General features: G+C 65.0%; 7 protein-coding genes, 1 tRNA gene and 1 other RNA gene. 6 read left to right on the top strand and 3 right to left on the bottom strand.

The window, feature by feature from the left end:
• Positions 1 to 60: 60 nt before the first annotated feature.
• Positions 61 to 438 carry a MarR family winged helix-turn-helix transcriptional regulator gene (locus LRQ04_RS09390; protein ID WP_235519774.1) on the bottom strand — a complete coding sequence of 126 codons (378 nt, stop codon included), beginning with the start codon at positions 436 to 438 and terminating at the stop codon, positions 61 to 63.
• A gap of 85 nt (positions 439 to 523) precedes the next feature.
• On the opposite strand from LRQ04_RS09390, the gene LRQ04_RS09385 reads away from it, so the two are divergent.
• Both LRQ04_RS09385 and LRQ04_RS09380 read left to right on the top strand, forming a co-directional pair.
• Positions 524 to 1,963 carry an MFS transporter gene (locus LRQ04_RS09385; RefSeq protein WP_235519772.1) on the top strand — a complete coding sequence of 480 codons (1,440 nt, stop codon included), beginning with the start codon at positions 524 to 526 and terminating at the stop codon, positions 1,961 to 1,963.
• A 63-nt stretch (positions 1,964 to 2,026) separates the two neighbouring features.
• Positions 2,027 to 2,941 carry an oxygenase MpaB family protein gene (locus tag LRQ04_RS09380; RefSeq protein ID WP_235519771.1) on the top strand — a complete coding sequence of 305 codons (915 nt, stop codon included), beginning with the start codon at positions 2,027 to 2,029 and terminating at the stop codon, positions 2,939 to 2,941.
• 165 nt (positions 2,942 to 3,106) lie between these two features.
• Here LRQ04_RS09380 and LRQ04_RS09375 read toward each other — a convergent pair whose 3' ends face one another.
• Complete coding sequence (locus LRQ04_RS09375; protein WP_235519770.1) at positions 3,107 to 6,580, bottom strand: bifunctional proline dehydrogenase/L-glutamate gamma-semialdehyde dehydrogenase; 3,474 nt, start codon at positions 6,578 to 6,580, stop codon at positions 3,107 to 3,109.
• A 123-nt stretch (positions 6,581 to 6,703) separates the two neighbouring features.
• Here LRQ04_RS09375 and LRQ04_RS09370 point away from each other — a divergent pair, with 123 nt between their 5' ends.
• Positions 6,704 to 7,633: a LysR substrate-binding domain-containing protein gene (locus tag LRQ04_RS09370; protein ID WP_235520105.1), complete on the top strand. Its 930-nt coding sequence runs from the start codon at positions 6,704 to 6,706 to the stop codon at positions 7,631 to 7,633.
• 46 nt (positions 7,634 to 7,679) lie between these two features.
• On the opposite strand, the gene LRQ04_RS09365 is transcribed toward LRQ04_RS09370, so the two are convergent.
• Positions 7,680 to 7,764: transfer RNA gene (locus LRQ04_RS09365), tRNA-Ser, on the bottom strand.
• A gap of 302 nt (positions 7,765 to 8,066) precedes the next feature.
• Here LRQ04_RS09365 and LRQ04_RS09360 point away from each other — a divergent pair.
• The 3 genes from LRQ04_RS09360 to LRQ04_RS09350 all read left to right on the top strand — a co-directional run bounded on the left by LRQ04_RS09360 (position 8,067) and on the right by LRQ04_RS09350 (position 11,715).
• Positions 8,067 to 8,390, top strand: a complete 324-nt coding sequence (locus LRQ04_RS09360) for a hypothetical protein (RefSeq protein ID WP_235519769.1) — start codon at positions 8,067 to 8,069, stop codon at positions 8,388 to 8,390.
• Positions 8,391 to 8,480: 90 nt separating this feature from the next.
• An RNA gene (gene ffs / locus LRQ04_RS09355) (signal recognition particle sRNA small type) lies at positions 8,481 to 8,577 on the top strand.
• Positions 8,578 to 8,610: 33 nt separating this feature from the next.
• Positions 8,611 to 11,715, top strand: coding sequence for a DNA polymerase III subunit gamma and tau (locus LRQ04_RS09350; protein WP_235519768.1), 3,105 nt, complete (start codon positions 8,611 to 8,613; stop codon positions 11,713 to 11,715).
• The last annotated feature ends 19 nt before the right edge of the window (positions 11,716 to 11,734 follow it).

Here is an 11,734-nt window from a genome sequence, read left to right as displayed (position 1 = left end):
CACACCGCCCTGCATTGCCCCCCCCGCCATCGGACATGCGAAGAAGTCCTCCAGCCAGCTTCAGCCGAGGTTTTCCTTCAGCAGCGCCCGGTGTTCCACCGCGGCGGAGGTGTGCAGGGTACGTCCGGCTTCAGTGAGCTCCAGGAACAACGAGCGGCGGTCGTCGGCGCAGGTCTGGCGCGTAACGAGGCCGGCTTTTTCCAACCGGTCCACCACCTTGGAGACCGCACTTTGGGTCATGGGCGTCCGCTCCCCCAGCGACTTCATCCGGCACGAAGACTCTTCGCTGTCGGCTACGAGATCGAGGATTTCGAACTCATTCAGGCCGATATCGAATTTGGCTTCCAGGGCACGGTCGATCGCCGCTGCGGTACGGAAGTAGGAGTCCTGGATGCTTCGCCACTGCTCAACAAGTTGGCGGTCACGCGTCGTTGCCATGTCCTGATTCTAGTTCATGACGCAGTTAGAATCCACGTCATAATATTCCTTGTCATTGAATGACGCGTCATATAGATTGTTGCTCATGACATCACCCACCACCCTCAAAAAGCCTGCCGAGCCCCTGGCTGCAGCCGTCCGCTGGACGCGGGCACAGTGGCTGCTCCTGATGGTCGTTTGCACCGTCCTGGCCCTGGACGGGCTGGACGTCTCCATGGTCGGCGTTGCTTTGCCCTCCATCGGACATGAACTCAACCTCGGGACCGACTCCCTGCAATGGATCGTTTCCGCATACGTCCTTGGCTACGGGAGCCTTCTGCTCCTCGGCGGCCGACTCGCGGACCTGTTGGGCCGCCGTCGAATCTTCCTCATTGCCTTGACCGTGTTCGCGGCAGCGTCGCTCCTTGGCGGATTGGTTGACGACCCCGCCATCCTGATCGCCACCCGGTTCGTCAAGGGCCTCGCTGCCGCCTTCACCGCACCCACGGGCTTCTCCATCATCACCACCAACTTTGCGGAGGGACGCGAGCGCAACAAGGCGCTGTCCATCTTCACCACCTTCGGTGCCAGTGGCTTCTCGCTGGGCCTGGTGGTTGGCGGTCTGATGACCAGCCTGAGCTGGCGCTGGACGTTCCTGGTCTCGGTGCCGATCGCCGTGATCGTGGTCCTGCTGGGCATGAAGTTCATTCCCAAGGACAAGCCGTCGGTGGAAGACAGCGGGCACGATATCTGGGGTGCCGTGACGCTCGCTCTGGGCATGCTCGGCCTCGTCTACACCTTGGTTTCAGCACCTGAACAGGGCTGGGGATCTGTGGCAACAATCGCCGGGTTCGCAGTTTCTGCCGCCGTGCTGGTGGCCTTCGCCATCATCGAGCGCAAGGTCAAGCACCCGCTGATCCGCTTCGGTATCCTCAAGGAAGGTTGGGTGGCCCGGGCAAACCTGAGCGCAGTGGGCCTCTTCGGTTCCTACCTAAGCTTCCAGTTCATCGTCACCATGTTCCTGCAGTCCGTGCTGGGTTGGACGCCGCTGGGGATGGCTCTCGCATTGCTGCCTGCGGGTTTGCTGGTGGCCACCAGCGCACCGTTCGCGGACCGTCTGATCGAAAAGTTCGGGGCCACGCAGCTCATCCTCACCGGCCTCACGGCCCTCGGCTTGGGCTATGTCCTGTTCCTGCGGGTGGGAACCACGCCCAACTACGCGCTGGACATCCTGCCGCCGGTGGTCCTGCTGGGGATCGGCTTTGCGTTGGCCTTCCCATCCATCAATGTCCAGGCCACTGCCGGCATCCGCGACTCCGAGCAGGGGCTTGCAGCCGGTCTGATCCAGACCAGCACCCAGGTCGGCGCCGCGTTGGTACTGGCCGTCACCACGGCCTTGGTGAGCGGCCACGGACACTCTGCGGGTACCGTCAGCGCCCAGGCCATGCTGGAACAGTACCGTCCGGGACTGTTCCTAAGTGCCGCCGTCGCCATTGCCGCTTTGCTGGTGGCAGCAGCGCCTTCCCGACGCCGGGTCGCCTCCTGACCGCTGCGCTTTCGTACGGATAATGCCCCTATACACGGGGGTCATTCCGAGGTCGAATGGACCATGAGGAATTACCTCACCGAGTACAGGCACGAACTCCAGCGCACGTTCACAGGGACGTCGGGGACGCCGCCTGAGTGGGTGCCGCGTCTGGCGGAAGGGCACGACGCCGGATATCACCTGCCGGGGTCGGCCGTCTGGTCGGTTCACGGTCACGTGGCAACGATCGTCGCCGGGATCAGGGTCCTGCTGATGCAGGCCCTGCATCCCGGCGCGCTGGCTGGCGTGTACGAGCACTCCGGGTTCCAGAAGGATCCGCTCGGCCGCCTGGCGAACACCATCAGGTGGATCTTCACGGTGACCTACGGATCAACTGAGGACGCCCAGGCCGCCACCACGCGGGTCCGGAAAATCCATGAGCGCGTCCGCGGGACGTACGTTGACGGCAAAGGAATCCAGCGCGACTACGCGGCCAACGATCCCGAACTCCTCCGCTGGGTACACATCACCTACGCTGACTCCTTCATAACCGCCAACCGCATCTGGGGCCGACCCATCCCCGGCGGAGCCGACGCTTACGTCCGCGAGTGGGCTACAGCCGGCAGGCTCATGGGAGTGGAGGATCCGCCACTGACCGAAGCCGAGGTCCGTGAAGAACTGGAGCAGTGGTACGCCTCAGGAATCCTGCGGGCCGACGAACGCCTGGCCGAGACAGTGTGGTTCATTCGCCATCCGCCGCTAAGCCCCATGCTCCGTCCTGGCTACCGCATCCTGTTCGCCGCCGCCGTCGCAAGCCTCGAACCCCGCTATCAGGACATGCTGGGGCTCCGGCCGCCCAGGTTTGGCCCCATCCCCTTGCCCGTCATCACCTCGGCCAGGGCTGTGCTGGGCATGGTTCGCCTGGCCCTCGGATCCCACGGGCCCAGCGAACAAGCCGCCCTGAGACGGTTGCAGAGGCTTGGTTACGCGGACGCTTGAGGCGCCTTTCGCCGAGGGGTGAGCTCTCGCCCCTTTGAGGGCGCCCATAACGCCGAAAGCCACCCCCTCGACGCAACCTCACTTGTGATGAGGTGCGCCCAGGGGTTGGCTTTCGGGACTTACGGGCTTGCTTTCCGCCGAGAACTCACTCCTCGGTGGAGGTCCTTAGATCAACGCATCCGACAGGTGGTTCGGGGTGCCGAAGCGGTGCGCCGTGATGGACACAGCCTGCTCGCGAAGGAACGGCAGCATCTCGATCCGGCCAGCCTGGGTTACGGCCCCGTGGTAGACCGCGACGTCCGGACGGCCACCCATTGCCGCGCTCAGCGCGGCGAAGTCGCCACCGATCAAGCGGATGCGGCCGGCGTCGAACTTTGCCGCACGGGCCAGCCACGCGGCGTCGTCCTCAACCCGGACGCTGACGCCCAGGTTCGCGAACACGGTCACCACGGCGTCGGGAAGTACGACGGCGGAGCTCACCGTGAGCTTCGAGCCCGCCACTGCACCGGCTGCTACGACGCGGAGCAGCTCCGCGAGTCGCTCACCTTCGGAGAGGCGGATCGTCACAGGGAGGGAGCGGTAGCGGAAGACGTTGCGCTCAGCGGTCAGCGCGGAAACATCCTTGCGTGTGCCGAACTCAGATTCCCAGGCGGCGGCGTCGCTGAAGAGTGCCTGCTGGAGGGTCTGGAGTTCCTCGGCAGTAACGTCAGCGGACTTGGCAGCGGCAAGGATCTGCGAGGCTGCGCCCTGAAGAACGGTGCCGCGCTTGGCCTTTGCTTCGGCAGGGAGCCAACTGCCCAGACCGATCAGGTAGTTCGGTCCCCCGGCCTTGGTTCCGGCGCCAACGGCCGACTTCTTCCAGCCACCGAACGGCTGGCGCTGGACGATCGCACCGGTGATGCCGCGGTTGACGTACAGGTTGCCGGCCTGGATGGTGTCCAGCCAGACGCCCATCTCGGCGGAGTCCAGGGAGTGCAGGCCGGCGGTGAGGCCGTACTCGATCTCGTTCTGGATGGCGATTGCTTCCTCAAGGGTTTCAGCGGTCATGACACCCAGCACCGGGCCGAAGAACTCGGTCAGGTGGAAGTAGGAGCCGCGCTTGACGCCGGAACGGATGCCCGGGGACCACAAACGGCCGGTCTCGTCGAGGCGCTCGGGCTTGATGGCCCAGGTTTCACCGTCGCCCAGGGTGGTGAGGGCGTTCAGGAGCTTGCCGTTGGCCGGCTCGATGATCGGCCCCATCTGTGTGGTGGCTTTGTCCGGGTATCCCACGGTCAGCGAGCGGGCTGCGTCGATCAGCTGGTTGTGGAAGCGGGCGCTCTTCGCCACCGAGCCCACCAGGATCACCAGTGAAGCGGCAGAGCATTTCTGTCCGGCGTGGCCGAACGCCGAGTACACGACGTCCTTGGCTGCCAGGTCCAGGTCCGCACTCGGGGTGACAATGATGGCGTTCTTGCCGGACGTCTCCGCCAGCAACGGCAGGTCCTGGCGGAAGGAACGGAACAATTCAGCCGTTTCGTAGCCACCGGTAAGGATCACGCGGTCAACGCTGGGGTGCGAGACAAGCTGGGTGCCAAGGTCACGCTCTTCGAGCTGAACCAGCGCCAGCACTTCACGCGGCACGCCTGCTTCCCACAGGGCATCCACCATGACGGAACCGGAGCGGCGGGCCTGCTTTGCAGGCTTAATCACGACGGCGGAGCCTGAGGCGAGCGCTGCGAGCGTCGAGCCTGCGGGGATCGCCACCGGGAAGTTCCACGGCGGGGTCACCACGGTGAGGTTCGCTGGGACGAACGTGGCGCCGTCGACCGTTTCCAGGTCCTTGGCGCGCTCGGCGTAGTAGTGCGCGAAGTCGATTGCTTCGCTGACCTCGGGGTCGCCCTGGTCAATGGTCTTGCCAGTCTCGGAGGCCATGACTTCCAGGAGTTCGGCACGGCGGGCCTCCAGGACCTCACCGGCACGGTGCAGGATCGCTGCGCGCTCGGCGGCCGGACGTGCACCCCAGGCCTTGCCGTGGTCCACAGCGGTGGCGATGATGCGGTCCAGTTCGGCTGCGTCGGAAACCTTGGTGGACTCCACGATCTTGTTGCCGGCGGTGGAACCGGGGATGCGCTTGAGGATGTCACGGCCCCAGGCGCGGTTGGCCGGAAGGGCAGGGTCCGTGTCAGGGGTGTTGCTGAAGCCCTCAAGCGGTGCCGGTTCGGCCGGGAGACGGCGGTCCTGCTTGCGGTTGGGGCCCGGGACCTCGTCCTTCATGTTGGCCAAGGAGTTCAGGAAGCGCTGCTGCTCGCGCTTGAACAAGGCTTCGTTCTCGCTGAGTTCGAAGACTGCGGACATGAAGTTTTCCTGGCTGGCGCCCTCTTCCAGGCGGCGGATCAGGTAAGCGATGGCGACGTCGAACTCGCCCGGGTGGACCACCGGTGTGTACAGCAGGAGGCTGCCGACATCCTTACGGACCGCAGTGGCCTGGCCGGTTGCCATGCCCAGGAGCATTTCGAATTCGATGGCTTTTGGTCCCTGCTCAGCGATGCCGCGCTGCTTGGCGAGCAGCCAGGCAAAGGCGACGTCGAACAGGTTGTGTCCAGCGATGCCAATGCGGACGGCGTCGATGTGCTCCGGGGTGAGGGCGTAGTTGATGACGTTCTTGTAGCTGGTGTCCGAGTCCTGCTTGGTGCCCCAGGTGGCCAGCGGCCAATCGTGCAGGGAAGCTTCAACCTGCTCCATGGGGAGGTTCGCACCCTTGACCACGCGGACCTTGATGGGAGCACCGCCCTGGGCACGGCGTTCGGTGGCCCACTCCTGCAGTTCCTGCATGGCGCCGAGGGCGTCGGGGAGGTAGGCCTGGAGGACGATGCCGGCTTCCAGGTTCTTGAACTCGGGCATGTCCAGGATGCGCTTGAACACCGCGATGGTCATGCTGAGGTCCTTGTACTCCTCCATGTCCAGGTTGATGAACTTGGGCTTCGGGAAGGACGCGGCCAGGCGGTACAGCGGGGTGAGCTTCTCCACTACGTGATCGACGGCTTCGTCGAAGGCCCACGGCGAGTGCGGGGCCACGGTGGAGGATTCCTTGATGGAAACGTAGTCCACGTCCTCGCGGGCCAGGAGCTTCAGCGTGCCCTCCAGGCGACGCTGGGCCTCGTGCTCGCCCAGGACGGCTTCGCCCAGGAGGTTCACGTTCAGGTGCACGCCGTCCTGGCGGATCTTGGCAATAGCCGGGCCGAGCTTTGCGTCGGTGGCATCGACGATGAGGTGGCCCACCATTTCGCGGAGCACGCGGCGGGCAATGGGAATAACTACCTGCGGGAGGATCGGAGCCATGACGCCACCCACGCGGACAGCGCTGCGCATGTACCAGGGGAGGAACTTGGGGACCTTCGGGGCCAGCTCGGCGAGTTTACGGCCGGCGACGGACAGATCCTCAGGGCGGATGACGCCATCGACGAATCCGACAGTGAACTCCAAGCCGTTCGGGTCCTTCAGGACGCCGGCGAGGCGCTGGGCGGAGACGTCCACGGGGATCTTGCTGGCTTCGGTCAACCAGTGGCGGACCAAGGCGATGGCTTCGTGGGCCAACGCGTCGAACGGCCCTGAATCCTGGGTGCGGGGGGAAGTGGCATCCGGGAGGGTGCTGGTCATGGGAGCTCCTTCTGGGGCGGAGAAGTTTGTTTGTTTCCATCAGTATGGATCTACAATCACATTAGGAAAAGCGATCTTTTCCGACGAATATTGGTTATCCAACCCGATCATTTGGAGGCAGAGTTGCTGGATGTCCGCAGGCTCCGTTTGCTGCACGAATTGAAGATCCGCGGGACGCTCGCCGAGGTGGCCGATGCGATGCAATACAGCCCTTCATCGGTGTCGCAGCAACTGACCCTCCTGGAGAAGGAGGCCGGGGTTGAACTGCTCCGTAAAGCCGGGCGCCGGGTCCAGTTGACCCCGCAAGCGGAGATCCTCGTAGCCCACACCGCGGCACTCCTGGAGACCTTGGAAAAGGCCGAAACGGATCTGGCAGCTTCACTGTCAATGGTGACGGGAACCGTCCGCCTGGCAGTCTTCCAATCCGCGGCCCTGGCCCTGCTTCCCGATTTCCTCACCATCATGCGGCAGGAGTACCCGGAGGTGCGCGTTGAAATGACCCAACGCGAACCCGAAACGGCCCTGTACGAAACCTGGGCGCGGGACTTCGACCTGGTGGTTGCCGAGCAGTACCCTGGCCATGCCGCTCCGCACCACAGCGGCCTGGACCGCGTCATCCTCACCAGCGATGCCATTCGGCTTGCCACTCCCCCGGTGGGACTGGGCGGCGAAGCCGTCTCCACCCTGGCCGACACTGCCTCCATGCCCTGGGTCATGGAACCCCGCGGCGCAGCTTCCCGGCATTGGGCGGAGCAGGCCTGCCGTTCCGCGGGCTTCGAACCCGACGTCCGGTATGAAACAGCCGACCTCCAAGCACAGATCCGGCTCATTGAATCCGGAAACGCCGTAGCGCTCATGCCCGACCTCGTCTGGACCGGACGCACCCGGACCGTTCAATTGCTGGACCTCCCGGGGCTGCCGAAGCGAACCGTGTTCACCTCCACCAGGACGGCCGGGCGCATTCACCCGGCGACGGCGGCCTGCCGGGAAGTTCTGGAGCGCGTGGCAGCGGCGCAACAACTGGACGCAGAGCAGCAGGCCGACGCCGGGTAACTCCCGGATACGCAAAAAGCCCCAGTCCAAGGACTGGGGCCAAACGCGGAGAATGGGGGATTTGAACCCCCGAGGGCGTTAACCCAACACGCGTTCCAGGCGTGCGCCATAGGCCGCTAGGCGAATTCTCCTTGCTTCCGATTCGAAAGCAGATACTACTGTACCTGAGAATTTCGGCATCGCGTAATCGGCCCAAACGCGGGCTTTCTAAGGGGGTGGCAAAGTGGCGCTTAACGGAAAAATGGACGCCCCCAACGCGCCCATTCTTGCGGTACATCGTTGAGCCACCGGGTCCGGCCCCTCGCCCCCAGGCCCCGCAGCTCACAACCTTGAGATTGCCCCAATCGGTGTACATACCCATGGTCCGCCGCGAACCTCGGATTTGCAATGGTTGAGACCTGTTTGTAGCCGAAGTTGCTGACAAGATGTCTGCATGACCCAGCTTCATGCACTGGTGGTTTACGTACCTGAGACGCATATTGAGGAAGTTCTCCTGGCCATCGGTGATGCCGGCGCGGGACGGATCGGCGACTATTCACACTGTGCCTTCACCTCCCCAGGCACAGGCCGCTTCACACCGTTGCCGGGGGCGCGCCCATTCATTGGCGAGGTGTCGATTGAGCAGCAAGTGCCGGAAATTCGGGTCGAGTGCGTGGTGGAGGAGGAAATTCTCGACGGCGTTGTGCTGGCTTTGCGGGCGTCGCACCCTTACGAGGAACCGGCCTTTATGACCTGGCCGGTGAACGGCTGGCGGTAGATCCGCGCAGCCCAGCCACCCGCCGTCGAGCCGTATCCACAGCCGTCGATGGCCGATTCGAACCCCGCCCCGAGTTCGGGTAAGCTTGTCGACGGCCCCTCATGTGGCGTCATCCTGTTGAACTCCCCCAGGACCGGAAGGTAGCAAGGGTAGATGGGCTCTGGCGGGTGCATGAGGGGTCTTTTATTTAAATGTCAGTCCCTATAGGTAGGTTTCACTTGTGACTGTTACAACTGCCCTTTATCGACGGTACCGGCCCGACTCTTTCGCGGACGTTATCGGGCAGGAACACGTCACAGAGCCGCTGATGACGGCGCTCCGCAAGAACCGCGTGAACCACGCCTACCTCTTCTCCGGCCCCCGCGGCTGTGGCAAGACCACCTCAGCGCGCATCCTTGCCCGCTGCCTGAACTGCGCCGAGGGCCCCACTGACACGCCCTGCGGCAAATGCCCCAGCTGCATCGAACTGGCCCGTGGTGGATCCGGGTCGCTGGACGTCATTGAGATTGACGCCGCCAGCCACGGTGGCGTGGACGACGCCCGCGACCTCCGCGAGCGGGCAACCTTCGCCCCGGTCCGTGACCGCTACAAGATCTTCATCATTGACGAGGCCCACATGGTCACGTCCGCCGGCTTTAACGCCCTCCTGAAGATCGTCGAAGAGCCGCCGGAACACATCAAGTTCATCTTCGCCACCACCGAGCCGGACAAGGTCATCGGCACCATCCGCTCCCGCACGCACCACTACCCCTTCCGGCTGGTGCCTCCGGAGCCGCTCATGCAGTACCTTGAGCTGCTCTGCCAGCAGGAAAACGTTCCGGTTGCTCCCGGGGTGCTTTCCCTGGTGATCCGCGCTGGTGGCGGTTCGGTCCGTGACACCCTTTCCGTGCTGGACCAGCTCATGGCCGGCGCCGGGCCGAACGGCCTGGACTACGAGCTCGCTGTTGCCCTCCTCGGCTACACCCATGCGTCCCTGCTGGACGACATCGTGGATGCCATTGCAGCTTCGGATGCCGCAGTGGTCTTCAAAGCAGTGGACCGCGTCATCCAGACGGGCCACGACCCCCGGCGTTTTGTCGAAGACCTTTTGGAACGCTTCCGCGACCTGATCATTGTTCAGGCGATGCCCGAGAGCGCCCAAGCCATCCTCCGCGGCATGCCCGCCGACCAGATCGCCCGTATGCGCAACCAGGCCACCAACCTTGGCGCAGCGGAACTTTCCCGCGCGGCAGACGTCACCAACACCGCACTGACGGAAATGACCGGCGCTACTTCGCCGCGCCTTCACCTTGAACTCCTGTGCGCTCGAATTCTCCTCCCCAGCTCGGAGCAGACCGAACGGGGTATCGCTGCGCGCATCGACCGCGTGGAACGTCGCTTGAACTACGCGGGCGACGCCGGAACGCCGGCTGTTGCTGCTGCCCCTCCTGCCGCCGTGGCTTCAGTGGAAGCAGCACCGAACGTTCCCGCACCAGTGGTTGCGGCTCCGGAGCCCACCCGGCCGGAACCGACCCCTGTGCAGGAACCTGCAGCGCCGTTGGCCTCCCAGCCATCGGCTCCTGCAACTTCTGAGCCGGCCATGGCCGCAGTCAACCGCGACCCCATCACGGCGCCACGGGTTTCCACCAACGATTGGCCTGTGGAGGAACGGTCGACTGCCGGTCGCACACCGCAGGCTGTCGCACCTCAACCATCGACACAGGCGCAGTCTGCCGCCCCTGCACAGGCTGCGCCGGCTCCAGCTCAAGCCGCTCCTCCTGCCCAGGCTGCGCCAGCTCCCGCCCAAGCCCCGGCGCCACAATCGGCACCGGCTCCGTCGGGGGCTGGGGACGTAGAAGCTCTTCGCCGCGCCTGGCCGGACGTCCTCCAGACGTTGACCAAGATCAAGCGCAGCACCTGGGCGCTGGTGGAGCCCAACGCCCAGGTGGCCCAGTTCGACGGCCAACTGCTCACTTTGGCGTTCACTACCGGCGGTTTGGCCGGCGCCTTCGGACGCGCAGACCACTCCGAAAACCTTCGCCAGGCAATCCACAAGACCCTGGGCATTGATTGCCAGATCGTCGCGGTGGCCGGCGGCAACAGTTCAGCGAGCTCTGAGCCAAACCCAAAAGCGCCTACTAGCCGGGAGACCCCGGCGCCGGCAGGCGGTGCAGCAGCAAGTGTTGCGCCGGCGCCCGACGCAACAGCACCAGCGGGAGCCTCTCCAGCCGGGGTCTCAGCGGTCGACTCTGCCTGGGGTCTTGCGCCGGCCGATACTCCCGCGTCGGAGGCCTCCCCAAGTGCCCCGTCGCCGGAACCCGTACGCACGCCAACGAGCCCGGCTGCGCCTGCTTCGCCCCCAAGGGCGCTTGCTGATGCCGCGGTGAAAACCGAAGCTAAGGCGCAGGTTACATCCGTGTCTCAGGTTGCCTCCGTGTCGCCACCCGAACCCGCACCGCAGCCCTCAACGCCGGGAGCGGCTCAGACCAGCTCCACCTCGGCCGGCGACTACTCCTACCCGGATGACGATTGGGGCCCGCCCCTCGACGAGGATGCGCCTCCGCTGGATGAGGAGCCCCCTGCGGACTGGGAGCCGCCGTCCGGATACGGCCGTCCTGGCACAGGCACAGCACCGTCCCCGGTTGCAGCAGCAACTTCGGATGGAAAACCGTCCCCGCCCAAGCCTTCACCAGCCACGGTACCCAGCACTCCGGGGGCGCCCTCCGGCACCTCCGAGGACCCGTGGTCCAGGGCAGTAGAGAAGGCGCCGGGAACATGGGTAGTAGGCACGGAGTCGAACGTGGGCAGGCAGCCGCAAGCCCCGGAAGAGACCGCTGCCGCCGCAGCGGACACCCCTGACTACGAGCCCGCCGCGGCCCAGGTTCCCGAAGCCGCAGCTGGAACGTACGGCCACCCAACCGGCCCGGACGCTCCCGCAGGGTCGAGCTGGGACGTCGCTCCGGCGTCGAGCTGGCCCGCACCCCAGGCCACGGCAACGCAGGCCACCGGCAGCGCCCCCGCGACATGGCCTTCCTTGGCTGCGCAGCCGGTTGAAGCGCACGGTTCCGTTGCCACGCTCGAGGAGGGTCCGGCGTCGGGCAGTCCCAACGGTCGTCAAAGCCTGTACCAGCGACTGACCAACAGTCCTGAGGCACAGGCTGGTCGCGTCCAGGCGCCGGCCAGGACCCAGGCAGCCCCCACGGCGACTGCGGAGGACATCCCCAGCCCTGAGGACGAAACCATCGAGGAATCGAGGGTCTTTGGGCGGGCTGCGGTGGAGCGTATTCTGGGCGGAAAGCTGATCGAAGAGCGCGCCTTGGACGGTTCTCCCCTGCACAACCGCTGATTGCAGCATTGATTTCAAC

The organism is Paenarthrobacter sp. AR 02 (assembly GCF_021538675.1).
GTDB lineage: Bacteria > Actinomycetota > Actinomycetes > Actinomycetales > Micrococcaceae > Arthrobacter.
The sequence above is the reverse complement of the archived record's forward strand: the minus strand, read 5'-3'. Positions and strand labels throughout refer to the sequence as shown.